The organism is Specibacter sp. RAF43 (genome assembly GCF_052114065.1).
In the GTDB taxonomy this organism is placed as follows: Bacteria; Actinomycetota; Actinomycetes; order Actinomycetales; family Micrococcaceae; genus Specibacter.
Genome location: NZ_JBFREA010000003.1, coordinates 14558 through 41181, shown reverse-complemented (window position 1 = coordinate 41181; position 26624 = coordinate 14558). Strand labels below are relative to the sequence as shown.

The 26624-nt window shown below is 69.6% G+C and carries 23 protein-coding genes; 11 read left to right on the top strand and 12 right to left on the bottom strand.

Annotated elements, in window-relative coordinates:
• The first annotated feature begins 3 nt into the window (after positions 1-3).
• Positions 4-2340: a DEAD/DEAH box helicase gene (locus AB4Y80_RS02545; protein ID WP_442211744.1), complete on the top strand. Its 2337-nt coding sequence runs from the start codon at positions 4-6 to the stop codon at positions 2338-2340.
• Between the two features lie 17 nt (positions 2341-2357).
• On the opposite strand, the gene AB4Y80_RS02540 is transcribed toward AB4Y80_RS02545, so the two are convergent.
• The 7 genes from AB4Y80_RS02540 to ssd form a co-directional block, all read right to left on the bottom strand.
• Positions 2358-2765 carry an Rv3654c family TadE-like protein gene (locus tag AB4Y80_RS02540; RefSeq protein ID WP_442211743.1) on the bottom strand — a complete coding sequence of 136 codons (408 nt, stop codon included), beginning with the start codon at positions 2763-2765 and terminating at the stop codon, positions 2358-2360.
• On the bottom strand, positions 2752-3360 hold the full coding sequence (locus AB4Y80_RS02535) for a TadE family type IV pilus minor pilin (protein WP_442211741.1): 609 nt from the start codon (positions 3358-3360) through the stop codon (positions 2752-2754). Before AB4Y80_RS02535 ends, AB4Y80_RS02540 begins: the two co-directional genes overlap by 14 nt.
• A 42-nt stretch (positions 3361-3402) precedes the next feature.
• Positions 3403-3684, bottom strand: coding sequence for a DUF4244 domain-containing protein (locus AB4Y80_RS02530; RefSeq protein ID WP_442211740.1), 282 nt, complete (start codon positions 3682-3684; stop codon positions 3403-3405).
• Between the two features lie 201 nt (positions 3685-3885).
• Positions 3886-4509, bottom strand: coding sequence for a type II secretion system F family protein (locus tag AB4Y80_RS02525; protein WP_442211739.1), 624 nt, complete (start codon positions 4507-4509; stop codon positions 3886-3888).
• The gene (locus tag AB4Y80_RS02520) at positions 4491-5333 is read right to left on the bottom strand and encodes a type II secretion system F family protein (RefSeq protein WP_442211738.1); all 843 of its coding nucleotides are present in this window, start codon (positions 5331-5333) and stop codon (positions 4491-4493) included. The genes AB4Y80_RS02525 and AB4Y80_RS02520 overlap by 19 nt, the downstream gene beginning before the upstream one ends.
• Positions 5330-6604: a TadA family conjugal transfer-associated ATPase gene (locus AB4Y80_RS02515; RefSeq protein ID WP_442211737.1), complete on the bottom strand. Its 1275-nt coding sequence runs from the start codon at positions 6602-6604 to the stop codon at positions 5330-5332. The genes AB4Y80_RS02520 and AB4Y80_RS02515 overlap by 4 nt, the downstream gene beginning before the upstream one ends.
• Positions 6601-7779 carry a septum site-determining protein Ssd gene (gene ssd, locus AB4Y80_RS02510; RefSeq protein WP_442211735.1) on the bottom strand — a complete coding sequence of 393 codons (1179 nt, stop codon included), beginning with the start codon at positions 7777-7779 and terminating at the stop codon, positions 6601-6603. Before ssd ends, AB4Y80_RS02515 begins: the two co-directional genes overlap by 4 nt.
• 181 nt (positions 7780-7960) lie before the next feature.
• Here ssd and AB4Y80_RS02505 point away from each other — a divergent pair, with 181 nt between their 5' ends.
• A complete protein-coding gene (locus AB4Y80_RS02505; protein ID WP_442211734.1) occupies positions 7961-9637 on the top strand; it encodes a bifunctional 3'-5' exonuclease/DNA polymerase in 1677 nt (558 codons plus the stop codon).
• A 48-nt stretch (positions 9638-9685) separates the two neighbouring features.
• On the opposite strand, the gene AB4Y80_RS02500 is transcribed toward AB4Y80_RS02505, so the two are convergent.
• The 3 genes from AB4Y80_RS02500 to AB4Y80_RS02490 are packed head-to-tail and all read right to left on the bottom strand — an operon-like array spanning position 9686 to position 12561.
• Entirely contained in the window at positions 9686-10366 is a 681-nt protein-coding gene (locus AB4Y80_RS02500; RefSeq protein WP_442211733.1) for an NUDIX hydrolase, read from the bottom strand.
• On the bottom strand, positions 10363-11211 hold the full coding sequence (nth, locus tag AB4Y80_RS02495; RefSeq protein WP_442211731.1) for an endonuclease III: 849 nt from the start codon (positions 11209-11211) through the stop codon (positions 10363-10365). The genes AB4Y80_RS02500 and nth overlap by 4 nt, the downstream gene beginning before the upstream one ends.
• Before the next feature lie 3 nt (positions 11212-11214).
• On the bottom strand, positions 11215-12561 hold the full coding sequence (locus AB4Y80_RS02490; protein ID WP_442211730.1) for a hypothetical protein: 1347 nt from the start codon (positions 12559-12561) through the stop codon (positions 11215-11217).
• Positions 12562-12887: 326 nt separating this feature from the next.
• Here AB4Y80_RS02490 and acs point away from each other — a divergent pair, with 326 nt between their 5' ends.
• On the top strand, positions 12888-14864 hold the full coding sequence (gene acs / locus AB4Y80_RS02485) for an acetate--CoA ligase (protein ID WP_442211729.1): 1977 nt from the start codon (positions 12888-12890) through the stop codon (positions 14862-14864).
• Between the two features lie 119 nt (positions 14865-14983).
• Here acs and AB4Y80_RS02480 read toward each other — a convergent pair whose 3' ends face one another.
• A complete protein-coding gene (locus AB4Y80_RS02480) occupies positions 14984-16306 on the bottom strand; it encodes an alpha/beta hydrolase (RefSeq protein ID WP_442211728.1) in 1323 nt (440 codons plus the stop codon).
• A 197-nt stretch (positions 16307-16503) separates the two neighbouring features.
• Here AB4Y80_RS02480 and AB4Y80_RS02475 point away from each other — a divergent pair, with 197 nt between their 5' ends.
• From AB4Y80_RS02475 to aroQ, 6 genes are all read left to right on the top strand, one after another.
• Positions 16504-17826, top strand: a complete 1323-nt coding sequence (locus tag AB4Y80_RS02475; protein WP_442211727.1) for an ABC transporter substrate-binding protein — start codon at positions 16504-16506, stop codon at positions 17824-17826.
• Positions 17827-17910: 84 nt separating this feature from the next.
• Positions 17911-18885, top strand: a complete 975-nt coding sequence (locus AB4Y80_RS02470; protein WP_442211726.1) for a carbohydrate ABC transporter permease — start codon at positions 17911-17913, stop codon at positions 18883-18885.
• On the top strand, positions 18885-19799 hold the full coding sequence (locus AB4Y80_RS02465; RefSeq protein ID WP_442211725.1) for a carbohydrate ABC transporter permease: 915 nt from the start codon (positions 18885-18887) through the stop codon (positions 19797-19799). The genes AB4Y80_RS02470 and AB4Y80_RS02465 overlap by 1 nt, the downstream gene beginning before the upstream one ends.
• Positions 19800-19854: 55 nt before the next feature.
• A complete protein-coding gene (locus tag AB4Y80_RS02460; protein WP_442211724.1) occupies positions 19855-20697 on the top strand; it encodes a DeoR/GlpR family DNA-binding transcription regulator in 843 nt (280 codons plus the stop codon).
• A 68-nt stretch (positions 20698-20765) separates the two neighbouring features.
• Positions 20766-22877 (top strand): alpha-galactosidase, encoded by a 2112-nt coding sequence (locus AB4Y80_RS02455; RefSeq protein ID WP_442211723.1) that lies wholly within the window; start codon positions 20766-20768, stop codon positions 22875-22877.
• A 35-nt stretch (positions 22878-22912) separates the two neighbouring features.
• The gene (aroQ, locus tag AB4Y80_RS02450) at positions 22913-23374 is read left to right on the top strand and encodes a type II 3-dehydroquinate dehydratase (protein WP_442211722.1); all 462 of its coding nucleotides are present in this window, start codon (positions 22913-22915) and stop codon (positions 23372-23374) included.
• A gap of 25 nt (positions 23375-23399) precedes the next feature.
• On the opposite strand, the gene AB4Y80_RS02445 is transcribed toward aroQ, so the two are convergent.
• The gene (locus tag AB4Y80_RS02445) at positions 23400-24584 is read right to left on the bottom strand and encodes a MarP family serine protease (protein ID WP_442211721.1); all 1185 of its coding nucleotides are present in this window, start codon (positions 24582-24584) and stop codon (positions 23400-23402) included.
• A 204-nt stretch (positions 24585-24788) separates the two neighbouring features.
• Between AB4Y80_RS02445 and AB4Y80_RS02440 the strand changes: the two genes are divergently transcribed.
• Positions 24789-25466: a Crp/Fnr family transcriptional regulator gene (locus tag AB4Y80_RS02440; protein ID WP_062007784.1), complete on the top strand. Its 678-nt coding sequence runs from the start codon at positions 24789-24791 to the stop codon at positions 25464-25466.
• 371 nt (positions 25467-25837) lie between these two features.
• Positions 25838-26620, top strand: coding sequence for a DUF559 domain-containing protein (locus AB4Y80_RS02435; RefSeq protein WP_442211720.1), 783 nt, complete (start codon positions 25838-25840; stop codon positions 26618-26620).
• Positions 26621-26624 lie beyond the last annotated feature (4 nt).

The window sequence follows — 26624 nt, the reverse complement described above, 5'->3', positions numbered from 1 at the left end:
ACAATGATGCAAGTGTCCGCCAACAACTCGCTGATTTCGCTGCTGGGCCGCGGCGACGCACCGGCCCAGCTTCAGCACGTCCGCCGCATCCCGGCCCGCCAGGCGGTGACCGTCCCGTGGCCGGCCTGGGCGCATCCGGATCTGCTCGCCGCCTATGCGCTGCTGGGCGTGGACGCCCCGTGGCGGCACCAGATCGCCGGGGCCGACGCCGCCCACGCCGGCGGGCATGTGGTCATTGCCACCGGGACGGCGTCCGGGAAGTCGCTGGCCTACCAGCTGCCCGCCGTGGACGCGGTTCATCGGGCCGAATTGCGGATCCTGGCCAACCCGGGCCGGCTGGAGGACGACGGCGCCGTGGCGCTGTACCTCTCCCCCACCAAGGCGCTGGCCGCCGACCAGCTGGCCGCCCTGGCGTCCCTGCACCTGCCGACGCTGCGGGCCGCGACGTACGACGGTGACACGGAGCCGGGCGACCGGCGCTGGGTGCGCGACCACGCCAATTTTGTGCTGTGCAATCCGGACATGCTGCATTTTGGCATCCTGCCCAACCACACCTGGTGGGCGCGGTTTTTTCGGCGCCTGAAATACGTCATCATCGACGAAGCGCACAGCTATCGCGGCGTCTTTGGTTCCCACGTGGCCAACCTGATGCGGCGGCTGCGCCGGATCTGCGCCCACTATGGTGCCAATCCGGTGTTCATTGGCGCCTCGGCGACCTCCTCCGATCCCGGCGCCTCCTTTTCCCGGCTCATCGGCGCCCCCGCCGTCACGGTGCAGGAGGACGAATCACCCCACGGGGCCACCACGGTGGCGTTTTGGGAGCCGGAACTGACCGACGCCAAGGGCGAGAACGGGGCCAGGTCCCGGCGCACCGCCATCGCCGAGACGGCCGACCTGATGGCCAACCTGGTCTCCGCCCACGTCCGCACAATTGCCTTCATCAAGTCCCGGCGCGGCGCCGAGACCATCGCCGCCACCACCAAGCGGCTGCTGGCGGAGGTGGATCCGAGCCTGCCGGGCCGCATCGCCGCCTACCGCTCCGGCTACCTGCCCGAAGAGCGACGGGCCCTGGAAAGGGCGCTGCGATCCGGGGAATTGCTGGGGGTCTCCAGCACCTCCGCACTGGAATTGGGCATCGACATCTCCGGTCTCGACGCCGTGCTGGTCGCCGGCTGGCCGGGCACGCGCGCCTCCCTGTTTCAGCAGATCGGGCGGGCGGGCCGGGCCGGCCAGGACGCCGTGGCCGCGTTCATCGCCAGCGACGACCCGCTGGACACGTACCTGGTGCACCATCCCGAGGCCATTTTTGACGTCCCCGTCGAGGCCACGGTCTTTGACCCGGCGAACCCCTACGTGCTGGGCCCGCACCTGTGCGCCGCCGCTGCGGAAATGCCGCTGACCGCCGCGGATCTGGAGATCTTCCCGCACTCCGCCGCCAAGCTGTTGGACCGCCTGGTCGCCGACGGGTATCTGCGCAAACGCCCCGCCGGATGGTTTTGGACCCACCCGCAGAGCGCGGCGGCCATGGTGAACCTGCGGGCCGACGGCGGCGGGCCGATCAACATCATCGAGGCCGACACCGGCGCGCTCCTGGGCACCATGGATTCGCCACAGTCGCACTACCAGGCACACCAGGGGGCCGTGTACGTGCACCAGGGCGAGTCCTATGTTGTGGCCGAGCTGAACGAGCAGGACCACTGTGCGCTGGTCCGCCGCGGCAACCCCGACTACTACACCACGGCCCGCGACGTCACCCAGATTGCCGTGCTCGAATCCCTGCAGCACGAGCTCTGGGGGCCGGTGGAGGTCCACTTCGGCGAGGTGCAGGTCACCACCCAGGTGGTCTCCTTTCAGCGCAAGGCCTTCATCTCCAACGAGGTCCTCGGCGAGGAACCCCTGGAGCTGGGGGCCCGGGACCTGTTCACCAAGGCCGTCTGGTTCACCATGGACAACGCCACCTTGCTCCAGGGCGGCCTGGTGGAGCCGCAATTCCCCGGGGCGCTCCACGCGGCCGAGCACGCCGCGATCGGGCTGCTGCCCCTGGTGGCCTCCAGCGACCGCTGGGACGTCGGCGGGGTGTCCACGGCCATCCATGCGGACACCGGCCAGCCAACGATCTTTGTCTATGACGGGCACCCGGGCGGGGCCGGGTTTGCCGAGCGCGGGTACGCGATGGCCCGCGTGTGGCTCACGGCAACCCGGGACGCCATCCGGGCCTGCGAGTGCGAGTCCGGCTGCCCGTCGTGCGTGCAGTCGCCCAAATGCGGCAACAAGAACAATCCGCTCGACAAGGCCGGCGCCGTCAGCCTGATCAACGTGCTGCTCAAGAACGCGCCCTGACCGCGGGGTCGGCGCCCCTACCGGCTGGCAGCGGCCCCTGCTCCGGCTTCGGGGCCCACGGTAGCCGGCGGCGGTCCGGCCCGGGCCCGGCCCCGGGCCGGCCACGGCAGCCCGGCACTCCGGACCTCGACCGCCACCTCCACGGTGTCCCGCGCCGCCCCGAGGACGGCGCATCGGCTCAACGTGGCGTGTTGGCGGGCGGCGAGTTCGGCTGCCCTGCGGCACGGTTCGCCGTCGGCCAGGCCGCGGGCGGTGTCCGCGGCGGCCAATGCGGCCATGTCGGCCGCCGTCGCGGCCCGGCCGGCCGCCACCACGGCCTGGCCCAGCCACACCGTGGCCAGGACGAGGAGCAGGAGTGCGACGGCCAGCCCGGCGGCCAGCACCGTTCCCGAGCCCGCCTCGCGCCGCCCCTTAGGCGCCGGCATGCGCGACGTCTCCGGGGACGGGGGACGGACGGGTCGCGGCGCCGACGCCCCGGGAAAGCGCGGCACGGGTCTCCTCGACAAACACCCAGCGCCATGGTCTCGCATCGGCGCGCAGCGGGGCCGTACACGGTGGGTACGGCCCCGCCCGCGCCACCGGATGCGACCCGGGCCGGCCGGGACCCGGCCCGCTCGGGCGGCAGGCCGCCTCTGCCGGCGCCACCTCAACCCGGGCGTCGGCCCGGGCCGATTGGCGCCACGGCACCAGGCCGGCCAGCGGGCCGGACAGCGTGCCGGTCACCGTGACGGTGGCGAAGCCGCCGGACACGCCGAGGGAGACGCTCACCTGCTCCCCGGCGGCCCGGGTGGCCAGCTCCACGGCCAGGGCGGATTCTTCGCCGCGGGCCAATGCCCTGACCCCGGCCCGGGCACCGTCCTCCAGCCGGAGCTGGAGGATCGCGGCGCCTGCCCCCAGGAACAGCAGGGCCAGCAACACCGTCAGGGCGGGCAGGACCACCGCCAGTTCGGCCGTGACGGAGCCGCGAACGGCTGTCCCGCGGCCCGGCCGAGGGCGGATTTTCCGACCGATTTGCCGCACGCGGCCGGGCCGGCGCTGATCGTGGCACACGATGCGCCGCGGCTAAAAGCTCAGCGCCGAGCGGATGATGTTCAGCAGGAATCCGCGAACCTCGTCGCTCTTGAGGATCACGACCAGCAGGCCGGCAAATCCCACGGCGGCCAGCGTGGCAATCGCGTATTCGGCCGTGGCCATGCCGGCGTCCGGGCCCCACCCGCCGCGGCGGGACCCCACGGGCGGCCAGGCGCTGGCACCGGGAAAAATCTCCCGGACGTTCTCCCGGCCGGCCTCGGGTGCGGCGGCGTCCGCCCCGCCCGCACTTCGGGAGGGTTCGATGATGTTCATGCCAACTCCTTTGGGGTTGTTCCTTGGCCGCCGCAACGGCGGCTATGGACGACTCTTCCGGCCCGCCTCCCGGCAGGAAAGAGCCCCTGCCCCATTGGTGGATCGTCCGGCGGCCGGGTACGCCTGTGGAGGGGGCGCCGCGCGAAATCCGGCCCCGGATCCCCTGCAGTCGGCCCATCTTGCCGGAACGGGGAACCGTCGCTAGAAGGTGGGGATCATGGCCAGCACCACGGGCACGACGCCGAGGCAGAGGAAGGCCGGCAGGGAGCACAGCCCCAGCGGCACCACCAGCTTGACGCCCAATGCCGCGGCCCGTTTTTCGGCGCCCCGCTGCGCCTGCCGGCGTCGTTGGGCCGCCTCCGCATACAGCAGGGGCGCCGCCGGGGCACCGGTCAGGGCCGCAAAGCCCAACGCAGCGTGCAGCTCCGCGAGTGCCTCCACGTGCCGGACGCCGGCCCACGAGTGTTCCCACGAGGCGCCGATCTGGAGCCCCGCCACCACCCGTGCCAGGTTGACCCGGATGGTCGGCGTGGCAACACGGGCCACCAGCTCCAGGGCCCCCGACAGGGACAGGCCGGCGTCCAGGGCCGCCCCGAGCAGCTCCAGCAGCAGCGGGACGTCGTCCACCGCGGCCTCCGCGAGCGCACGCGGGTCTCCGTCGCCGGGCGGGGCCCCGGCGCCGCGCCYGGGCGTGCCCGCACGGTCCCCGCCGGCCCGCCCCAGACTCTGCCAGCGGCCGGCACCGTCCGGCGCCGCGAAGCTGACGGCCGCCAGCGCCAGCAGGCCGAAGATCGCAACGGCGCCCATCACGGCGCCGGAAACCATGCGACGCCGGGCGTCCGCCCGGCCCGGCGGACCCCAAACGGCCTCCGCGTGGCGGTGCCCCGGGTGGCGGCCGCAATCAGCGTCGTGGACCACCAACGCCCCAGCCACACCAGCACCAACCCCGCGCCGAGACACCCCCAGCCCACGGGACCGCCCACGAGTACGCCGACCGGGTCCACGCCCATGGCCGTGCCCAACGCCAGTCCCACAAATGGCAGCCAGGTGAGTAGGCGGACGGTGGCCCGCGGGCCGGCCAGGGCCGTTTCCCTCAGGGCCGCCGCATCGGCCATCGCTTCCAAGCGGTCGGCCAGCCGCCGCAGGACCGCCGCCACGGGGGCCCCGCTGACCTCGCAGATTTCAAAACAGGCCGCCAGCTCCAGCCAGGTGTTCCATTGCGCGTTGGTCAGCTCGCCGGGTCGAGACCTGCCTCCGCCGCGTGGGTGTGACCCCGCTTCCTGGCGGCAGGCGGTGCGCAGGGCCGCCGCGGTGGGCAGGCCAAGCCGGCTGGCCCGCTCCGTGGCCGCCACCAGCCGCAACTCCGGCCGATCCCGTGCCCGGGGACCCTGCGGCCCGGCAGCACCGTACTCATTGTCCGCAACGACCGCGAGCGCCGTCCACAGCGCCGGCCCCGTCCGTCCGGAGGCCAGCAATGCGGCCAGCTGCCGGATCAGGCGCGGCATGTCCACGCCCGTCATCTCGCGGCTCCCCCGGCGCAGCAAGGAGCGGTACGCCGCGGGTCGGTGCGCCGCGGGCCACGGCCGCCCGGGCCGGATCAAGAGCCGGCATGCGCCGGCGGCCAGCAGGAAAATCGCCAGGGCCGTCACGACGAAGCCGGGCCCTGCGGCGGGGCGGCGATTCCGAGGCGGGCCGCCAGGGTGGGCCAGCCGGGTCCCCGGACCAGGGCGGGCTCTCCGGTTCCCGGCGGCGGCGCCGACACCGCCGGCACCACCTGCAACCCATCGGCCGGCATCCCGCCGGCGGTCGCGGCGACGACACCAATTTCGGCCACCCGGCGCCCGGCGGCGGAGCGCTCCACATGGATCACAACATCCAGGGCGCTGGCGGCCTGCAGGGCAACCGCCTGCGGGGTGAGCCCGGCCAGGGCACCGAGCGCGGCCAGCCGGGCGGGGACGTCCCGGGCGCTGTTGGCGTGGATGGTGCCCCCGCCGCCGCTGTGCCCGGTATTCAACGCCGTGAGCAGTTCCCGCACCTCCGGTCCGCGGCACTCGCCCACGATCACGCGGCCGGGCGTCATGCGCAGCGCCTGGCGCACCAATTCCGCCAGGTCCACCACGCCGGTCCCCTCCGTGTTGGCGTGGCGGGCCTCCAGGGTCAGCACATGCGGATGGTCGGGGTCGAGCTCGGCGGCGTCCTCGATGAGCACCAGCCGCTCCGATGCCGGGCACAGGCCCAAGAGCGTCGAGAGCAGTGTCGTCTTGCCGGCCCCGGTGGCGCCGCTGATGAGGAAGCTGAGCCGGGCGGCCATGATGCGCTCCAGCACACGGGCCATGTCCGGGTGCACGCTGCCGGCCTCCCGCCATTCGGCGAGGGTAAATACGGTGCGGCGCCTGATCCGGATGGACAGCAACGTGCCCGTGCAGGAGATGGGCGGCAGCACCGCGTGCACCCGGTATCCGGGGGCGATCCTCACATCGACGCAGGGCGAGCTGTCGTCCAGGCGCCGGCCGCCGACGGCGATGAGCCGCACGGCCAGGGCGCGCACGGCGGCTTCGCTCTCGAAGCCGGCACGCACCCGTTCCGGGCCGGCGCCCCGGTCCAGCCACACGGAATCGGGTGCATTGACGAATATGTCCGTGACGCGCGGATCCAGGGCCAGCGGTTGCAGGGGCCCCAATCCGTTCAGCTCAGCGCTGATGCGGTCCATGGCGGCCAGGGAGCCGGCAGCGCCCAGGAGCCGTCCGCTCCCGCGCAGGGCCGTGGCAACGCGCAAGTCCGTCACCGGGCCCGACTCGGCCAGCACCGTTTGCCGGACCGTTTCCAAGAGCGCGGGGTCGATGGGCGGACCCCCGACCGTCGCGGGCGCCCCGGGGCGGGCCGCGGGCGATGAGCCGGATCCGGCGCGATGGCGGGTCACGGCGCCGGGCTCCCCAGCCCGCCGGTACCGCCCGGCGCGCCCTCGGACATCAGCCAGTGCACAAGGTCGCCAACCAACAATCCGACGGGGCGGCGGCGTACCAAATCCGCCACCCTGCCCGCCGCCAGGGCCGCGTCCACCCGCCGCAGCCGGGGCAGCACGCCCAGCCCCGGCACTCCCACGGACCCGGCCACCAGCCCGGCGTCGATGCCCTCCGCCAGCGGGCCCCGGACCACCAGGCCCGCTGGAGCCGCCGGAAGCCGCGCCACCAGGCAGGCCGCCGCCGCGGCCGCCCGCAGCCGGGCGGGCACCACCACCACAAAACCATCGCAGTGCACGCCCAGGGCGTCCAACGAGTCCSGGGACCTGCCCAGATCCACCACCACCAGCCCGAAGCCGCCCCGGGCGGCCCGCATCACCTCGGCGGCGGCCGCCGCCACGCCGGCCGGGCCCGGGCCGGCCCCCTCCGCGCCCGAGGCGCGGGACAGCAAGGAAAACCCGGACGACTCGGGCAGCGACGCCGCCAGCTGTTCCGGGTTGATGGCCCCGGATGCGCGCAGCAGGTCCGGCCAGCGCAGGCCGGGCACGGCCTCGGCGGCCAAGGCCACCTCCAGCCCGCCGCCCCACCCGTCGCCGTCCACCAACAGCGTCCTGATGCCTCGCCCGGCCGCGCCGGCCGCCACCAGCGCGGCCAGCGTCGAGGCCCCCGATCCGCCGCAGCCGCCAACAATCCCCACCACGCCGGCCGTCGCGGCAGGGTTCCGCAAGCGGGTCAGGTGATTGGCCAGCCATTGGGCTGACTCGGGCAGCACCGCCACCCTGTCCGCGCCCAGCCGCGCCGCCTGGGTCCACATCTCCCCCGCGTCCCCGGCCGGACCCACCACCACGGTCGGTCCGCGCCAGCCCGCCAGGCCGCCGCGCACATCACTGCCAATGAGGATGGCGGCGATCCCGTCCCGGCCCGTGCCGATCCGGTCCACGGCGTCAACCACCACGAGGTCGACGGCGGCCGCCGCGCAGACACGGCCCACCGCACCCTGCAGGGTCGGCGCGGCCGAGACCAGCAGCACCGTGGATCCCTCGCCCGGCACCCATGGTTCCCTATCCGGCTGCGGGCCCATCCATTCGGCGGCCGCGGGGCGGGCCGCCGAACCGACCCTGGATCTTCTCGTCATGGCCCCACTCTGGGCCCCGGCCGGGGCGGCCGCCAGGGCCCGTCGCCGGATTGTGAACGGCACCGGGGGATCCTGTGGCTGTGGAGGAGCCCGCGCCCGCCACTATTCGATCGGCAGGCAAATCCTGCCAATTCAATCGTTCAAAGATTCGATTCGGCCCGGGGCAGGGGAGAATAGAGGAATGTACGCGCTGTTGGCCCACGCCCCCGACGGTTCCGCCGTGTCCGTTCAGCTGCTCGCCCCGGACGGCAGCCCCGCGGCACCGGCAAAAACCGTGGCACTTAACGGGCTGGCCGACGTCGTCCGGGTCCTGGAAGAGCGCCACCGCCCGCGCTGGGTGTGGGACAGGGCCCCCCACTGGTACCCGGGGCTGCTGGCCGCCAACGTGCGCGTGGAGCGCTGCCACGATCTGGCTCTGTGCCAGAGCATCCTGCTGAACGCCGAATCCGCCGCGGCCGGCGGCTACCGGCAACGGGCCATACCCGTGCCCGCGGACGACGGCCCGCTTCCGGCCGCCCAGGCCCAGGCCAGCCTGTTCGAGCGGCCGCCGGCCGGCTCGGGCTGGGACCAGGCGACCACGATGACCGAACTCATGAGCCAAATGGCTGCCATTGCGTCCTCCACACACCCCGCCAGGCTCACTCTTCTCCTCGCCGCCGAATCCGCCTGCGCCCTGGTCGCCGCGGAGATGCAGTATGAAGGTATCCCGTGGCGCGAAGACCTGCACAGGAGGTTGCTCAATGATCTGCTCGGTCCCGAGCCGGCCGGCCATGGCCGGCCGGCAAAGATGGACGCGCTCGCCGGCGCGCTGCGGACCGCCCTGGACGCGCCCGCCCTGAACCCCGACTCCCCCCAGGATTTGATGCGGGCCCTGCACCGGGCGGGGATTGAGGCAAAGTCCACGCGATCGTGGGAACTGGCGGAATTCAAACACCCGGCGATCGAGCCGTTGCTGGCCTACCGAAAACTCAGCCGGCTCTTCACCACCAACGGATGGGCCTGGCTGGAACAGTGGGTGCACGACGGCCGGTTCCACTCCGAGTATGTGGTGGGCGGGGTGGTCTCCGGGCGGTGGGCCTCGCGCGGCGGCGGGGCCCTGCAGATCCCCAAGCAAATCCGCGGGGCCGCGTGTGCCGAGCCGGGGCACAAATTCATCGTGGCGGACGCCGCCCAATTGGAACCGCGGGTGCTGGCGGCCCTGGCGCAGGATTCGGCCATGGCGGCCGCGGGCCGGGACAAGGACCTGTACGCGGGCATCGCCGCGCAGGGCTTCGGCGGCGAGCGGGCCATGGCCAAGGTGGCCCTGCTGGGTGCCATCTACGGCTCCACCAGCGGCGAATCGGGCCGGCTCATGCCACAGCTGACTCGCATGTATCCTCGGGCCGTGGGTTTTGTGGAGGACGCCGCGCGGGCCGGGGAACGCGGCGACACCGTCTCCACCCGGCTGGGCCGCAGCACCCCGCCCGTGTCACCGGAGTGGCGGGAGGGCCAGCGCAGCAGCAGCGCCGAGGAGCCGCGCAGGGCGGAATCGGCGGCCCGGTCGCGCGGCCGCTTTACCCGCAACTTTGTGGTCCAGGGCACGGCAGCCGAGTGGGCCTGCTGCTGGTTGGCGGAACTGCGACGCCGCTTGCGCGCCCTGGTGCCCGATTCCGGCGCCGCCGACGGCACGCCCCGCCCCGAATTGGTGTTCTTCCTGCACGACGAGGTGATGGTCCACTGTCCCGATGCCCTGGTGGACGCCGTGAGCGACATTGTCCACGAATCCTCACGGGCGGCCACCCGGTTGCTGTTCGGCGACATTCCGTTGGAATTTCCGGTTAATGTCACGGTCGTCGAGTCCTACGCCGACGCCAAGTAAGATGCCGGGGCCGGCGGGCCGGGCCCGGAGGCCCGGCGCAAGCGGCGCCTAGATGGGCGCGGGGATTTCCCGTCCCTCATTCCAGGGGACGGACCAGCCAAGCTCGTCAAAGACGTGCGTGATGATGCCGGCGGTGAAGCCCCACACCACTACGCCGTTGACCGTGAACGCCGGTCCCCGGTAGGTGCGCCCGGACCGCGTGAGCGTGGCCGTGACCCGGTTGTCCGGGTCCAGCAGGTCCCGCACGGGCACCCGAAACACCTGCGCGGATTCCCCGAAGTCCACCACATCCACGGGCGTCTGGCGCGCCCACCAGCCCAGCACCGGGGTGACGATGAAATTGCTGACCGGGACCGGGACGTCCGGAAGCACCCCCAGGATTTCGACGCCGGACGGGTCCAGCCCGGTCTCTTCCTCGGCCTCACGCAGGGCCGCGGCCAGCACCGACGCATCACCGGGGTCCACTCCGCCGCCGGGAAAGGCGATCTGCCCCGGATGGGCGGACAGTGTCGCCGCCCGTTCCACCAAAAGCAGGTCCAAATCGGCCGAAACCAGGGGCTTGCCGGAGGCCGCCGGCACGGTGTCCAATGCCCCGAACAGGAGCAGGACGGCCGCCGGGCGGGCGGCCGCCCGGTCCATGGGCACGTTCCACAGGGCGGGCCGGGGCACCCGGAAGTCGCCGGATCGGGCCCGCTCGGCCAACTTCTGCAGGTCCGCGTAGGCCGTCACGTGCCGGCTCCGGCGGGGCCGGCGCTCAGCCGGCCCTCAACACCACCGAGCCGGGCCGCGCGCTGCGACTCCTGCCGGTATTCGGCGGCCCGGCCGACGTCGGCCCGCATGCGGGCCAGCAGTTCTTCCTGCCCGGGCGCCAGCTCATACTTGAGCAGCTTGGCCGCCTTGACCGGATCGACCTCGCCGTCGCCGTAGGCCGGGCACAGGTGCGCGATGGGGCACGCCCCGCAGGCCGGCTTGCGGGCATGGCAGATCCGCCGGCCGTGGAAGACCACCCGGTGCGAAACCATGGTCCAGTCCCGGGGTTCAAAGAGGGCGGCCACGTCGGCCTCGATGCGCACCGGATCCGCGGATTCCGTCCAGCCGAAGCGCCGGGCCAGGCGGATGAAGTGCGTGTCCACGGTTATCCCTGGGACGCCAAACGCATTGCCGAGCACCACATTGGCGGTCTTTCGCCCGACGCCCGGCAGGGTGATGAGAGCCTCGAGCGTGCCCGGCACCTCGCCGTCGTAGTCGTCGACAATCCGCGTGGCCAGGGCCAGCAGGTTCCGCGATTTGGCCCGGAAGAAGCCGGTGGCCTTGATGAGGGTTTCCAGTTCCACCGGGGCGGCCTCGGAGAGGGCCCGGGCATCCGGGTAGCGGGCATACAGCGCCGGGGTGGTGGCGTTGACGCGCACGTCCGTGGTTTGCGCCGAGAGCACCGTGGCCACCAATAGCTCAAACGGGTTCCGAAAGTCCAGCTCCGCGTGCGCATAGGGGTACAGCAGTGCCAGCTCGCGGTTGATTTTCCGGGCCCGCCTCTTGCGCGCCAGCGCCGACTCCCCGGTTCCCACAGGTGTCAAGGTCTACTGGCCCTCGGGGGCACGCTCGATTCCGACCAGATCCAGCAGCACACCCGTCTTTCCATGGCTGTCCTGGACCAGGAAGCTGCTGCCCCGGTCCTCCAGGGCCAAAATCCAGGATCCCGGCGTCAGCTTGAACGCGAACTGGAGGGTGTGCTCATCCAACACGTTTTGCGGGCGGTCCACGGCAAACCAGAACGGATCGTATGCCACCGGGGCCGCGGTACGGGCGGCGGGGTCCACGGTGGCGCCGATGCTTTCGCGCGGTTCGGCGATTTGCGGGTTGATCATCGTGGCCGGGGCCGATTGGGCCGGCGTCGGCTCCGGGCCGGCGGGCGTGTGGGACGCCCCGGTGGCAGGGGCGACGCCGTCACTTACGCCGGTGCCCGGTTCGGCTGGCCCGGGCGTGGTCTCGGCCGGAGGAACCCGTGCCGGGTCGGCCGCGGGGTTCGCCCCGGCCAGGGGGGCGGCGGACTGCCCGCCCGGGACCGCGGCTTGGTGCATGGCGGTCTCGGGGACGGCGGAGTCGTGGGTGGTGGGGGCGGGCCCGGCGCCCCCGTCCGGTGTCGGGTTGTCGGGGGCGGGCGTGAAGATCTGTCCGGCCGGGACATGGAGGCCGGCTCCGGCCGGCTGGCCGGCATTCCAGCCGGACTGCACCGGGCCGGCCGCGGGCGCGCCGGCCGCATGGCCCGTTCCGGGCTGGGCATAGCCGGGCTGGGCGGCGTCGGGCTGGCCGGCGTCGGCCTGGACATAGCCCGGCCGCCCGGGCCCGGGGCGGCCGCCGGCGGCCGGCAGGGACAGCACCGGCCGGGGCGCAGCCGGCTTTCGCGCGGCGGGGAAGGCGTCACGGGCGACCGGGTGGGCCGGGAACTCGGTGCGGTCGGTGAAGTCGGCGGCAAAGAATGGAATCCACGGGGCCAGCACGGTCCCGGACAACAGGAGCAGTGACCCGGCCAGCCCCACCAGGTAGGAGGCGTGGAAGCTGGTGACCGTGGCCAGGAAGAAGAAACCCGTGGCAAAGCAGGCCACCACGGAACCGAACTGGTCCACGGACAGCGAACCGATGCGCGGTTTGGCGCCGGGAATCACGCGGCGCAGCACAAACAGTGCGCCCACCACGAGGGGCAGGAGCACCCCAATGCCCAGAAAATAGAGCGGCAGGTAATTCCACATATTGCCCGTCACCGCGAACCTGAACACGATCGGCAGGAGCGAGGCCACCAGGATTGCCACGACGGCGCCAAGGACGGCCACGTCTCGCGCAGTCAGGGGGCCAGCAACGGCGACGCTCCCGCGCGCGCCCTTGCCTCCGGACACCACCGCGGTCGTTGACGGATTTTGCTCAGTCATTTGGTCACTCCTCAAAGTCACGGTTCGTTTACAGCCTAATGAACGTGGGGAAGCAACACTAGCCAACCACGGCCGTTTGTCCGAAAGGCACCCCTCGGCGCGGCGGGGGCCCAATAGTCGCAGAACCGCCGAAACGTGCAATTGAGCGCAGATATGACCCCGTTGACCCCATGGGGCTGTGACGGCAAACACGTTTTGACCGCCGAAGCGTTAGAGTGAAAACAGGAAATACAACGATGCGCCGCCACGACTTTTCCCGTGCAGGAAACCAGTGCAGGAATCCATGTGCGCCGGCGCCCGCAGAGAAGGAAATAAGGGGTTAGAAGATGTCCAAGGACACCACCACCGCGGATCAGAGGACCGGCGACGCTCTCGAAAATCTCCTCCAGGAGAACCGCCAGTTCCCGCCAAGTGCCGAATTTGCCGCCAATGCGATCGTCAACGGCGACGAATACGAGGCCGCCAACGCCGACCGTCCCGCGTTCTGGGGCCGCCAGGCACGCGAGCTGCTGACCTGGAGCAAGGACTTCACCAAGACCCTTGACTGGACCAAGCGGCCGTTCGCCACCTGGTTTGAGGACGGCGAACTCAACGCCGCCTACAACGCGCTGGACCGCCACGTGGAGGCGGGCAACGGCGACCGCGTCGCCATCTACTTCGAGGGCGAACCCGGCGACACCCGCACGTACACATACGCACAGCTCACCGAGGAGGTCAAGAAGGCCGCCAACGCCTTTGAGTCCCTCGGCGTGGCCCGCGGCGATCGCGTCGCCGTGTACCTGCCCATGATCCCCGAGGCGGTCATCACCCTGCTGGCCTGCGCCCGGATCGGCGCCATCCACTCGGTGGTGTTCGGCGGCTTCTCCGCCGAGGCCCTGCGCAGCCGCATTGACGACGCCGAGGCCAAGTTGGTCGTCACCGCCGACGGCACGTTCCGCCGCGGCAAGCCAAGCCCGCTCAAGCCCGCCGTGGATGAGGCGCTTACGGCTTCCGGGCACTCGGTGGAGAACGTCATCGTGGTCAAGCGCAACGGCGAGGACGTCCACTGGGTCGAGGGGCGCGACCGCTGGTGGGACGACACCGTGGGGGCGGCCTCGACCGAGCACACCGCCGTCGGGCACCCGGCCGAGCACCCGCTGTTCATCCTCTACACCTCCGGCACCACCGGCAAGCCCAAGGGCATCCTGCACACCACCGGCGGCTACCTGACGCAGACCGCCTACACGCACAAGGTCGTCTTCGACCTGCACCCGGAGACGGACGTGTTCTGGTGCACGGCCGACGTCGGCTGGGTCACCGGTCACTCCTACGTCACCTATGCCCCGCTCATCAACGGCGCCACCCAGGTCATGTACGAGGGCACCCCGGACTCCCCGCACCAGGGCCGCTTCTGGGAAATCGTGGAGAAATACAAGGTCTCCATCCTGTACACGGCCCCGACGGCGATCCGCACGTTCATGAAGTGGGGCGAGGACATCCCCGCCAAGTACGACCTCAGCTCGATCCGCGTGCTCGGCTCCGTGGGCGAGCCGATCAACCCGGAGGCGTGGATGTGGTACCGCCGCGTCATCGGCGCCAACCTGGCCCCGATCGTGGACACCTGGTGGCAGACCGAGACCGGCGCCATCATGATCGCCCCGCTGCCCGGGGTCACGGCCACCAAGCCCGGTTCCGCCCAGACCCCGCTGCCCGGCATTGCCGTGGACGTGGTGGACGAGCTCGGCGCCTCCGTGCCGGACGGCCACGGCGGCTACCTGGTGATCCGCGAGCCCTGGCCGGCCATGCTGCGCGGCATCTGGGGCGACAACGACCGCTACAAGGACACGTACTGGTCCCGCTTTGACGACATGTACTTTGCCGGCGACGGCGCCAAGAAGGACGAGGACGGCGACGTCTGGCTGCTCGGTCGCGTCGACGACGTCATGAACGTCTCCGGGCACCGCCTCTCCACCACCGAGATTGAGTCGGCCCTGGTCAGCCACCCCTCGGTGGCCGAGGCCGCCGTGGTGGGCGCCGCCGACGAGACCACCGGCCAGGCGGTCGTGGCGTTCGTGATCCTGCGCGGCTCGGCCGTGGATGATGACGACATCGTCACCACGCTGCGCAACCACGTGGCCAAGGAAATCGGGCCGATCGCCAAGCCCAAGACCATCCTGGTGGTGCCGGAGCTGCCCAAGACCCGCTCCGGGAAGATCATGCGCCGCCTGCTCAAGGACATCGCCGAGGGCCGCGAGGCCGGGGACTCCTCGACGCTGGCGGACAACACGGTCATGAACCAGATCTCGGAGTCACTCAAGGCCTGACCCGCACGGCAGCTGACCCGCAATAGATGTCGAAAACGAGCGATTTTCCGTCATTTTTCGACATGTATTGCGGGTCAGTTCTGCGTGGGGAGGGGAATTTGGTGGGGAGGCACGCGGGCTTATGCCGCCACGCCGAGCCGGCCCATCAGCCAGTCCATGTTTTGGTACACCCCGTAGCGCCACGCCGGCCAGGCGTGCCCGCCGGGGGCCTCCTGCAGCCGGACCCCAATGCCGGCTTGGAGCATGGCCCGGTACACGTCCAGGCCCTGGGGCCGGTAGTGCGCGTCGGTGGCGCCCACGGTCACGATCCCCTCGACGCCGTGGTAGCTGCGCCGCGCCAACACATCCAGCGCGTTTTGGCCGGCAAAGTCCGCGGCGCTGTTGCCGAAGTACTTGCTCAGCAGGACCGCGTGACCCTGGCCGATGGTGGGCCGGGACTCCCCGGAACTGTCGATGAAGGTCGGGTACGCCTCGGGGTGGTTGACGGCCAGTGACATGGCGCAGGTGCCGCCGTAGGAAAAGCCGCCCACGGCCCACTGCCGCGGCGATGCCGTCCCCGCCCCAAACGTCGCCTTGACCCAGTTCGGCACGTCCCGGGTGAGGTACGTGGCACCCTGCCCCTGCCGGCTGTCCAGGCACAGTGGCGGGTACTGCGCCCGCCGGGCGCCGGCGTCGGGCATCACCACCACCGGCGCGAGCCCCCGGTGGGCGGCGGCGTACCGGTCCATGAACTGGTAGATCTGCCCGCCGCGCAGCCAGTCGATCGAGCCCCCGGGCACGCCGTGGATCAGGACCAGCACGGGCAGGTTGGCGCGCGGACTGCCCAGGTAGGCCGGCGGCAGGTACACGTAGGCGTCCGAGGAAACCGCATGGGAAATGGTTCCCGGAATGTGGACGGCCAGCACCTCCCCGTGCGCGGGCATGTTGGCCGGCGGCACCCAGGTGGCCGCCGTGGTCGCCCGCGCGGTAGCCGGCCGGGCCGCCAAGCGCCCGGTTTCGGCCTGGAACTGGCTCAGGCTCTTGATGGACGCCCCGGTGTCGCCAAATAGCGATCCCACGGTGGGGTAGTACTCAAAGCCCTGGTTCACCAGTCCCGCCCCGGAAAGCAGGACGACGACGGCGGCCGGCACCACCAGCAGGCGTGCCCAGGTGCGGCGCAGGGACAGGACCTTGGGAACCACCAGCAGGACGGCGAACAGTCCCAGCCCGGCGAAGACGTAGTCGCGGCCCGGCAGCGGTTCGCCCCATAGGTTCCACACCCGCTCCGCCAAGAACCAATACGTGCCCGTAGCCGCGATGGCCACGGCGAGGGCGGCGGGCACCCGCCGCGTGAGATGGCGGCGGTTCCCCACCGCCAGCCACAGCAGAGCGAGCAGGCCGACGGTGGTGAGGGTGCCCGGAATCGCTCCGGTGACAAGGGACAGCTGGGCAAGGGTGTGCACCTGCCAAGAATAGTGGCCGTTCCATGGTGCCCGGCTGGGAGTTTCCCGCGCGGACGGTCCCCGGCGGGCGGACGCCCGCCAATGTCACGAAATTGTGATCGAAAACTTTCTCTTTTGGGTCTTGACGTTCTTTTTTGGGAGTTTCATGATTGCTGTATGTGAACCACTTCACACTTTTGCGTTTCAAGGGAGAGATCATGGCACCAAATCAAGACCGGTCCCCGTTCGGCCCCAACCGAACCGGCATGGACCGGCGCACGCTACTGAAAACGTTGGGCATCGGCGCGGTCAGCGCGGCCGGCCTTCCCCTGCTGGCCGCCTGCACCGGCGGGGCCGGCCCCGGCGGCGCCGCCACAACGTCCTCGTCCCTGACGTTCGGCTCCGGCTCCTCTGACGATGTCCCCAAGGCCGCCTACAAGGCCGTCACCGATGCCTTCACCGCGAAGACCCAGATCAAGGTCACCACCAATGTGGTCCCGCACAACGACTTCCAGAACAAGATCGCCACCTACCTGCAGGGCAGCCCGGATGACGCCTTCACCTGGTTTGCCGGCTACCGCATGCAGTACTACGCCAAGCAGGGACTGCTCGCACCCATCGACGACGTCTGGGCAAAGATCGGCGCCAACTACTCCGACGCCATGAAGAAGGCCTCCACCGGCCCCGACGGCAAGATGTACTTTGTGCCCAACTACAACTACCCCTGGGGCTTCTTCTACCGCAAGAGCTTCTGGGCGGCCAAGGGCTACGAAGTCCCCACCACCTTCGATGCGCTCAAGGCCCTGTGCGTGAAGATGAAGGGTGACGGGCTGGTCCCGATCGAATTCGCCGACAAGGACGGCTGGCCCGCCATGGGCACCTTCGACTACATCAACATGCGCCTGAACGGCTATCAGTTCCACATGGACCTGACCGCCCACAAGGAATCCTGGGACCAGAAGAAGGTCAGCGACGTCTTTGACACGTGGAAGGCGCTGCTGCCCTACCAAAATTCGGCCGCACTGGGCATGACCTGGCAGGATGCGGCCATCTCCCTGGGCCAGAAGAAGTCCGGCATGTACCTGTTGGGCTCCTTCGTCACCCAGCAATTCACGGACAAGGCCATCCTGGACGACATCGACTTCTTCGCCTTCCCGGAGATCGCCATGGAGGGCCAGGACGCCGTCGAGGCACCCATTGACGGGCTGCTGCTCTCCAAGAAGGGCGGCGGCAACCAGGGCGCCCGGGACTTCCTGGCGTTCATGGGCACCGCGGAGGGCCAGGACGCCTACGCCAAGGTGGACCCGTCCAACATCGCCACCGCCAAGGGCGCGGACACCTCCTCCTTCAGTGCGCTGAGCAAGAAGTGCGCGGAGACCATCGCCAACGCCAAGAGCATCAGCCAGTTCTTTGACCGCGACGCGCTGCCGGCCATGGCCACCAATGTGATGATTCCGGCCCTGCAGGGCTTCATCAAGGACGGATCCATCAACGTCAAGAACCTCGAAGCCCAGGCCAAGGCACTCTACGCGGCCCAATAGGCAGCCCGCCAGGCAGCCACCGCGGCGGCGGGATCCAGCCCGCCGCCGCCCCCTGCCCCCACCGTTCCATTGAGGAAGCCAGTCATGAGCACGCCAATCCCGATTTCCGACACCTCATCCGCGCCGACCCGGGCCGCCGGCAGCCGGCGTGGGGGCTCCGCCGTCGCGCGCAAGGTCCGGCGGCTGTCCACCCGGGACAAGATTGTCCTGGGCTTCATGGTCGGCATCCCCACGCTGGTCCAGCTGGCCTTCGTGTGGATCCCCACCGTGCTGTCCGTGATCCTCTCCTTCACCCGCTGGAACGGCCTGGCCCTCTCAGACATCCGGGCCGCCGGGCTGGCGAACTACAGCTACGTGTTCAAGGACAGCCCCGCCTTTTGGCCGGCCGTCCAGCACAACGTCTTGTGGCTGCTGTTCCTGGCCGTCATCGCCACCCCGCTGGGCCTGCTCCTGGCCGTCCTGCTCGACCAGCAAATCCGCGGCAGCAAGATCTACCAAAGCATCTTCTTCATCCCGGTCATGCTGTCGCTGGCATTGATCGGCATCATTTGGCAGCTGTTTTACCAAAAGGACAACGGCCTGCTGAACTTCCTGCTCGGCACCGCCGGGACCCCCGATGCCGTCGACTGGTTCGGCAACTCGTCGATAAACATTTGGGCGGCCCTCATCGCGGCCACCTGGCGCCACGCCGGCTATGTCATGATCCTCTACCTCGCCGGGCTCAAGGGCGTGGACCCGTCGCTGAAGGAGGCGGCCTCCCTCGACGGCGCCAATGCCGGCCAAACGTTTTTCCGCATCGTCTTCCCGGCCATGGCGCCGATCAATATTGTCATCGTGGTCATCACCATCATTGAGTCGCTGCGCGCGTTCGACGTCGTCTGGGTGATCAACAAGGGCACCAATGGGCTGGAACTGATCAGCGCCCTGGTCATCACCTATCTGATCGGCGAGGGCCAGTCGATCGGGATCGGCTCCGCATTCGCCGTCATCTTGCTGGTCATCTCCCTGGTCCCCATCACCATCTACCTCGCGCGCACCTTCCGGAAGGAGACGTTCTGATGTCCACCACCGTCCGCCCGCCGCGTCCGAAGCACGACGCTGCCACCCGGCACAGCGGCAGCCTTGCCCGGCCGCACTACGGCACCCACCTTTTCCTGGCCGTCATGGCGGTCATGTGGCTGATCCCCCTCGGCTGGGCGTTGTTCACGGCGCTGCGACCCAAGGCGGACACCGACAAATACGGCTACTTCAGCCTGGGCGGGGCCTTCAACTTCGGCAACTTTGTCCAGGCCTGGAACCAGGGCGGCTTCCCGCGCTACTTCCTGAACTCGCTGATCATCACCGTCCCCACCATCATCCTGGTGCTGCTGTTCAGTTCGATGATGGCGTTCGCCGTCAGCCGGGTGAGCTGGAAGTTCAACATCACGCTGCTGATCATGTTCACCGCCGGAAACCTGCTGCCGCCGCAGGTACTGGCCACGCCGCTGTTTGAAATGTTCAAGTTGATCTCGCTGCCGTATTGGTTCAGCGATTCGGGCAGCCTGCTCAACACGTACATCTCGGTGATCATCGCCAACACGGCGTTCCAAACCGGTTTCTGCACGTTTGTGCTTTCCAACTACATGAAGGCCCTGTCCATGGACCTCACCGAGGCGGCACTGGTGGATGGGGCCGGAATCTGGCGCCAATACCGCTCGATCATCATGCCGCTGTGCAAGCCCGCCATCGCCGCCCTCGCCACGCTGGAACTGATCTTCATCTACAACGACTACTTTTGGCCGCTATTGTTCATTCAAAGCGGCGACCGCCTCCCGGTGACGACGGCCATCAACAACCTCCAAGGGGTGTTTTTGTCCAACTACAACCTGCTGGCGGCCGGCGCCACCATCACCGTCATCCCCACCCTGGTGGTCTACCTGCTGCTGCAGCGCCAGTTTGTCGCCGGCCTGACGCTGGGTTCCAGCAAGGGCTGATCCCCCTTCCCGGCCCACCGCTGGCCGACGAGCCGCCCCTACCGAAAGGAACACCATGCTCGCAGATGTCCGACGCAATGAAATTCTGGCCGCCGTGAGCCGGGAGCGCGTGGTGCGCGTCGCGGCCATGGCCGAGATGTTCGGGGTCTCGCTCATGACGGTGCGACGGGACATCGAGCTCCTGGACGAGGCCGGTCTGGTGCAAAAAATCCACGGCGGCGCGAAACTGCCCAGCGGGGCCAGCACGCACGAGCCCGGCTTCGAGCTGAAATCCACGCAATACACGGCGGAGAAGCGGGCCATCGCCCACGAGGCCGCGACGCTGGTCCGGGACGGCATGGCGATCGGGCTCAGCGCGGGCACCACCACGTGGGCGCTGGCCAGCATCCTGGCCCAGCGCAAGAAGCTGACCATCGTGACCAACTCGGTGCGCGTGGCGGATGTCTTCCACACCTCCGGGTCGACCCTGCCCGTCATCCTCACCGGCGGCGAGCGCACGCCGTCGGACGCCTTGGTGGGGCCCATCGCCGTCCAGTCCGTCCGCTCCCTGCACCTGGACCTGCTGTTCATGGGGGTCCACGGCGTGGACGTGGAGGCGGGCTTCACCACGCCCAATCTGCTGGAGGCGGAGATGGACCGGGCCCTGATTGCCGCGGCCCGAAAGGTGGTGGTGGTGGCGGACCACAGCAAGTGGGGCACGGTGGGGATCAGCACCATCGCCGAATTTGAGGACGTCGACGAGTTCATCTGCGACGACGGCCTCGGCGCGGACGCGCAGCGGCAGTTGCGCGACCGCATGGCACGGCTCCGGCTCGCCGGCGTGGCCGGGGCGGGTGCGCCGCAGACCCAGCAGGCCGCGCGGGCCGGGGCCGCGCAGGTCGGGGCCGCCTTCCCTTAGGCGCCGGCCCGGTTCGTTCATGGTGGAGCAATGATTGTCTTGGAGGCGTCTTCCCAATGGAGCAACACATGCAGCCCCTGTACCTTCGGTCCGCCGCGGTTGGCCTTGTCATCGACCTCAATGGCGGGTCGCCGCAGATCCTGCACTGGGGTGCCGATCTTGGCCCGGAACTGCCGGACCTGGCCGTCCTGTCCGACGCCGTGCCCCATTCGGCGATCGACTCCCCCGTGGCGCTGGAGCTGGTTCCGCAGGCTTCCTCCGGCTGGCTGGGCCGGCCGGGCCTGCGCGGGCACCGGGGGGGCCCGGGCGGGTTTTCGCCCAGGCTGCGACTGGTCGACGTTGCCTCGGGTCCGCAATTCGCGCACATCACCGCGTCCGATCCCGAGCTGGGCGTGACGGTGGCCAGTGCGCTGCGGCTGCACGACGGCGGGCTGCTGGAGGTGCGCCATACGGTGGCCAACGATTCCGACTCCGCCTTTGCCCTGGACGAACTCGGCATCGCCGTGCCCGTGGGCCCGGCCGGCACCGAAATCCTGGACCTGACCGGGCGCTGGTGCCGCGAACGCCACCCGCAGCGGCGGTCCGTCCAGCAGGGCACCTGGGTGCGCAGCGCCCGGCACGGCCGCACCGGGCATGATTCCTCCCTATTGGTGGCGGTCGGCACGGCCGGGTTTGGAAACCGGCACGGGAAGGTTTGGGCCGGGCACTTTGCCTGGAGCGGGGATCACGAATCGTTCGTCGACGCCGCGGCGGATGGGCGGACCGTGATGGGTGCCGCGGAACTCCTGGGCTCCGGCGAGGTGGTGCTGGCTCCCGGCGAAACGTACGCGACGCCGTCGTACTTTGCCGCCTACTCCGACCATGGCCTGGACGGGATCACCGCCGCGTTCCACGGCTGGTTCCGCGCCCGGGACCACCACCCCGCCACGCCGCGCCCGGTCGTCCTCAATACGTGGGAGGCCGTCTACTTCAACCATGACCTGGGCGTCCTGACGGAGTTGGCGGAATCAGCCGCGGACCTGGGTGTGGAGCGTTTTGTGCTCGACGACGGCTGGTTCCGGCACCGCCGCGACGATCACGCGGGCCTGGGCGACTGGTACGTGGACGCCGACGTGTGGCCGGACGGGCTGCACCCGCTGACGGAGGCCGTCACCTCCCGCGGCATGCAGTTTGGCTTGTGGGTGGAGCCGGAGATGGTCAACGTCGATTCCGATGTGGTGCGGGCACATCCGGAGTGGATTTCCGGCCCGGGTCACGGCCCCGGCCGTGTGCCGCTGGAGTGGCGGCACCAGCAGGTGCTGGACCTGGTGCACCCGGAGGCGTGGCAGTACGTCTTTGAGCGCATCGACGCCTTGCTCACCGAGTACCCCATCGCCTATCTGAAGTGGGACCAAAACCGGGACCTGGCCGAGATGGGCCACGCCGGCCGCCCCAGCGTGCACCGGCAAACCCTCGCCGCGTACCGGCTCCTTGAGGCGTTGAAGGCCGCCCACCCGGGCCTGGAAATTGAGAGCTGCTCCTCCGGCGGGGCCCGCGTGGACCTGGGCATCCTGGACCGGACGGACAGAATCTGGGCCTCGGACTGCAACGACGCCCTGGAACGGCTCACCATCCAGCGCTGGACTGGGCTGGTGGTGCCGCCGGAGCTGGTGGGCTCGCACATCGGGCCCCCCACGGCGCACACGACCGGGCGCACCCACGACCTGTCCTTCCGCGCCATCACGGCGCTGTTTGGCCACTTCGGGATGGAGTGGGACATCCGCGAGGTCACCGGCCCGGCCCGGGACGAGCTGCGCGAAGTGATCGGCCTGTACAAGAAACACCGCGGGCTCCTCCACACCGGCCGCGCGGTCCGCGCCGATGTTCCGGACCCGTCCCTGATGCTGCACGGCGTGGTGGCCGGGGACGGCGCGCAGGCGCTGTTCGCGCTGTCGGCGGTGGCGACGTCGTACTCGCAGCGGCCGGGCCGCCTGGCCGTCCCGGGGCTGCTCCCGGACGCCATGTATCGGGTGGCGGCGGTCTACCCGCGGCCCGGCGGGCACACCTACCTTCAGGCGGCCCCGCCCGCGTGGATGGCCGACGGCGCCGTGGCCTCCGGGCGCTTTCTGGCGGAGGTGGGGCTGCCGATGCCGATCCTGAACCCGGAACACGCGCTGCTGCTGGAGATTACGGCGCAATGAGCGGGCGCCGGCAGTTCCTGGGGCATTATTAAGCCATGACCTCCACGACTGCCGGCAGCGCCCGGGGCTCCCTGCTCATCCTCAACGGACCCAACCTGAACCTGCTGGGCACCCGCGAGCCGGCCATCTACGGCAGCGCCACCCTGGACGACGTCGCGGACCTCGCCGCGGCCGCCGCCGCCGCGGCCGGATTCAGCGCCGAGTGCATCCAGTCAAACCACGAGGGCGACCTGGTGGACGCCATCCACGCGGCGCGCGGCACGGCCGTCGGCATCATCATCAACGCCGGCGCCTACACGCACACCTCGGTGGCCATCCGGGACGCGCTGGCCGCCGTCGGCCTGCCGGCCGTGGAGGTGCACATCTCCAACGTGCACCGGCGCGAGGAATTCCGCCACCACTCCTACTTGTCGCCCGTGTGCGATGCCGTCATCGTCGGGGCCGGCATCCACGGCTATGAGCTGGCCGTCAGCTACCTGGACAAGACGCTGGCGTAGCGCCCGCCAACGGGAGCGGCCGGCCTTATTTGAGGCTGCACATTCCGGAACCCACGGAGCTGCTGAGCATGGGCGCGGCCGCGATGACGGGACCCACCTCGTCCATGGTGAACGCGAACCCGACCGGCTCCGAGGTCGTTGATTTCGCGAAGATGACCCCTACCACGTGCCCGGACTTGTCCAGCAGCGGGCCCCCTGAGTTGCCCGACTGGATGGTGCCCGCCAGCTGATAAACATCCAGCAGGGACTTCTTCGTGCCCGTAATGTCGGGAATCAACAGCGGCCCGGAGGTCATGACCGTTGCGGGGCGGACCTGTAGCGGCCCACCCAGCGGGTATCCGGCGAACGCTGCGGGGGAGTTGAGCGGCAAGGTGGCGGCCGTCGGCAGCGGCGGGACGGTGAGGCCGTCGACGGCGAGGACGGCCAGGTCCCGGATCTGGTCGAAGTACACCACGCGGGCCCGCAGCGAGCCCTGCGCGGGGGTCTGGACCACCGGCATCTGCACGCCCGCGACCACATGCGCATTGGTCAGGACCCGCCCGGGCGCCACCACAAATCCCGTGCCGGTTTGGTTTTGCCCGCATTGAAACGCGGTCCCGGAAATCTTCAGGACCGACTGGGCCGCGAGGTTGAAGGCCGGGGTGTCCGTGCTGGCGTGGGGCGCGGCCACCTGCGCATTGGGCCCGGCCGGATTGAGGATCTGCGGAATGCCCTCATCCAGCACCAGGGCGCGCAATTGGGCGGCCGCGGACTTGACCGGGTCAGGGGTCCAGGCGTCGATTCTGCCGATCACCACGGAGTCGCTGAGCTGCTTGGACACGGTCGGGATGCCCAGGTTGGAGACGCCGAACGCCAGCATGGAGATGACCAGGGCGCCAACCACCAGGTTCACCGCGCCGCCGAGAACCCGGTTCACGGACCGGATGGGCCCGGACTTCACGCGCCGCCCGACCGCCTGGCCAATGCGAATGCCCACCGCATGACCGAGCACAATCAAGATGACCGTCACACCCACCACGAACGCCGTCCGCCAGCCCGGACTCGGGGCGTATTGGTTCGCAATCGGGGCGGCGAAGAACGCGGCCACGGCGCCGGCGATGAAACCGGCGATCCCGCCGAGGCTCACCAGCAGCCCGGCGTTGAGCCCGTGGATCAACTGCCACAGCAGCCACAGGATCAAAACGGCGTCCAACCAGGAGAAACCGAACATGTACCCCTCTACTTTCTCCGGCGGCACCGCACCGGCGCCCGCCGTGCACATATTACCGGGCACACCGGTGCATTCGCTGAGTCCGAACCGGTCAAAACGCGGCGGGGGAACACCGCAGATGCCAGATTGGTCACAAAACGGGCAAACTTCTGAAAGAATCAGTATTAGGTCACAGCTGTTTAGTTAGATACTGAAGGAGATTTCATGGACATCGAGGTACTGCGCCGCGCACCACTTTTCACGACGCTCGACGACGAGGCCTTCCGCCTGTTGACGGACGAACTGGCCGAGGTGGACCTTTCCCGTGGCGCATCCGTTTTCCGTGAGGGCGACCAGGGCGACCAGCTGTATTTCATCGTTTCCGGCAAGGTCAAGCTCGGGCGCACCTCTCCCGACGGCCGTGAGTCCCTCGTCGCCATCCTGGGCCCGGGCGAGCTCTTCGGCGAGATGGCCCTCTTTGATCCGGCCCCGCGCAGCACCACGGCCACGGCCGTCTCGGAGACGCGCTTGGCCGGGCTGAAGAACGAATCCCTGAACGCCCTGTTGCGCAACCGCCCCGAGGTCTCCATGCAGCTGCTGCAGGCCCTGGCCCGCCGGCTGCGCCGCACCAACGACAACCTCTCGGACCTGGTCTTCTCCGACGTGCCCGGCCGCGTGGCCAAGGCCATCCTCGACCTGGCGGATCGCTTCGGCCGCCCGGCCACCGACGGCATCCTGGTGGCGCACGAGCTCACCCAGGAGGAACTCGCCCAGCTGGTCGGCGCCTCCCGGGAGACGGTCAACAAGGCCCTGGCCGAGTTTGTCCAGCGCGGCTGGCTGCGCCTGGAGGCCCGGGCCGTGGTCATCCTGGACGTCAACCGCCTGCGCCAGCGCTCCCGCTGATCCGCACCGGCCCGGTCACCCTGTGGTGACCGGGCCGCTTGCCCCCCGTTGAACTGACAGCACCTGCGGGTGCCCGCCCGTCCAACTGACAGCACCTGCGAGTGCCCACCCGTCCAACTGACAGCACCTGCGGGTGCCCACCCGTCGAGCTGACAGCACCTGCGGGTGCCTGTGGATAACTTTCTGCAAGAACCTTGAATCCGTTCCAGACTTTTTCTATGTCTAAACGGGCAGACCTTCCAGAAGAATTATTGCGTCGATCCTTCACTTGGATTGAGGGCAGGGCGCTTGGCCTGTCCGCGGGGAGGCTGCGGGCCATGGACCTGTCGTCACCCGGGAGGTAGATCCGCATCCCGCAGGGCGTCAAACAGGTGCTTCTGGATCAGGTTCGTCCGTATACCGCGTTGGGAATCGAAAGCTACGTATCCCACGTCACTGCCGCCCAATTGCACGGGATACCGTTGCCGCCATGGTTTGCTCATGAGGAGTCCATCCACTTAGCGCGGCCGGCGAACGGTTCCATTGCGCGGCGTCGCGGTGTAAAAGGACACCTCAATGTCCTGACACCGTATGAAACCATGCTCTTGGACGGTGTTCCCGTGACGACGCCGACCCGGACATTGCTGGACTTGGCCGCGCTGCTAACCCTGGACGACCTGGTCGCGGCAGCCGATTTCCTCGTCTGCGAGCATGACCGATTCTTTGAGGAACCAAAGACGGCCATCGTCACGGCCAGTGAGCTGCGAAGCTACGTCGACACGAAACACCGGCTACGCGGCCTCGTCAATGCCCGCCAAGCCATGGAGCTCATGCGCATCGGAGTTGATTCGCCGCCGGAAACCAAACTGCGTCTCATGCTCGGTCGATCCGGGCTCCCGGAGTTCACAACGAACTACGTCATGAGGGGTCAGTCCCACGAAGTCGAGGTCTACCCGGATCTTGCCTGCGAAGAGTACAAGGTGTGCGGTGAATATGAGGGGGCCATCCACGAAACAGCGGAGAAACAACGTTCGGATGCCCGGAGGGACCGACGCACCCGGGAGCGCGGATGGTTGCAGGTCAGGATCTACAACGCTGACATGCTCCGTGGCGACAATTGGGTGGTCGACAAATTTGCCAGGGAGTTGCGCAAGCGCGGTTGGCGGCCGTCGTAGCCGG

Bases quoted from the DNA above. Each gene is read 5' to 3' on its own strand.
- aroQ (WP_442211722.1), top strand. From the start codon at position 22,913: ATGACCTCCACGACTGCCGGCAGCGCCCGGGGCTCCCTGCTCATCCTC.
- AB4Y80_RS02475 (WP_442211727.1), top strand. From the start codon at position 16,504: ATGGCACCAAATCAAGACCGGTCCCCGTTCGGCCCCAACCGAACCGGC.
- AB4Y80_RS02505 (WP_442211734.1), top strand. From the start codon at position 7,961: ATGTACGCGCTGTTGGCCCACGCCCCCGACGGTTCCGCCGTGTCCGTT.
- AB4Y80_RS02455 (WP_442211723.1), top strand. From the start codon at position 20,766: ATGCAGCCCCTGTACCTTCGGTCCGCCGCGGTTGGCCTTGTCATCGAC.
- AB4Y80_RS02465 (WP_442211725.1), top strand. From the start codon at position 18,885: ATGTCCACCACCGTCCGCCCGCCGCGTCCGAAGCACGACGCTGCCACC.
- AB4Y80_RS02445 (WP_442211721.1), bottom strand. From the start codon at position 24,584: ATGTTCGGTTTCTCCTGGTTGGACGCCGTTTTGATCCTGTGGCTGCTG.
- AB4Y80_RS02540 (WP_442211743.1), bottom strand. From the start codon at position 2,765: ATGCCGGCGCCTAAGGGGCGGCGCGAGGCGGGCTCGGGAACGGTGCTG.
- AB4Y80_RS02470 (WP_442211726.1), top strand. From the start codon at position 17,911: ATGAGCACGCCAATCCCGATTTCCGACACCTCATCCGCGCCGACCCGG.
- AB4Y80_RS02440 (WP_062007784.1), top strand. From the start codon at position 24,789: ATGGACATCGAGGTACTGCGCCGCGCACCACTTTTCACGACGCTCGAC.
- AB4Y80_RS02490 (WP_442211730.1), bottom strand. From the start codon at position 12,561: ATGACTGAGCAAAATCCGTCAACGACCGCGGTGGTGTCCGGAGGCAAG.
- acs (WP_442211729.1), top strand. From the start codon at position 12,888: ATGTCCAAGGACACCACCACCGCGGATCAGAGGACCGGCGACGCTCTC.
- AB4Y80_RS02460 (WP_442211724.1), top strand. From the start codon at position 19,855: ATGCTCGCAGATGTCCGACGCAATGAAATTCTGGCCGCCGTGAGCCGG.
- AB4Y80_RS02530 (WP_442211740.1), bottom strand. From the start codon at position 3,684: ATGAACATCATCGAACCCTCCCGAAGTGCGGGCGGGGCGGACGCCGCC.
- AB4Y80_RS02545 (WP_442211744.1), top strand. From the start codon at position 4: ATGATGCAAGTGTCCGCCAACAACTCGCTGATTTCGCTGCTGGGCCGC.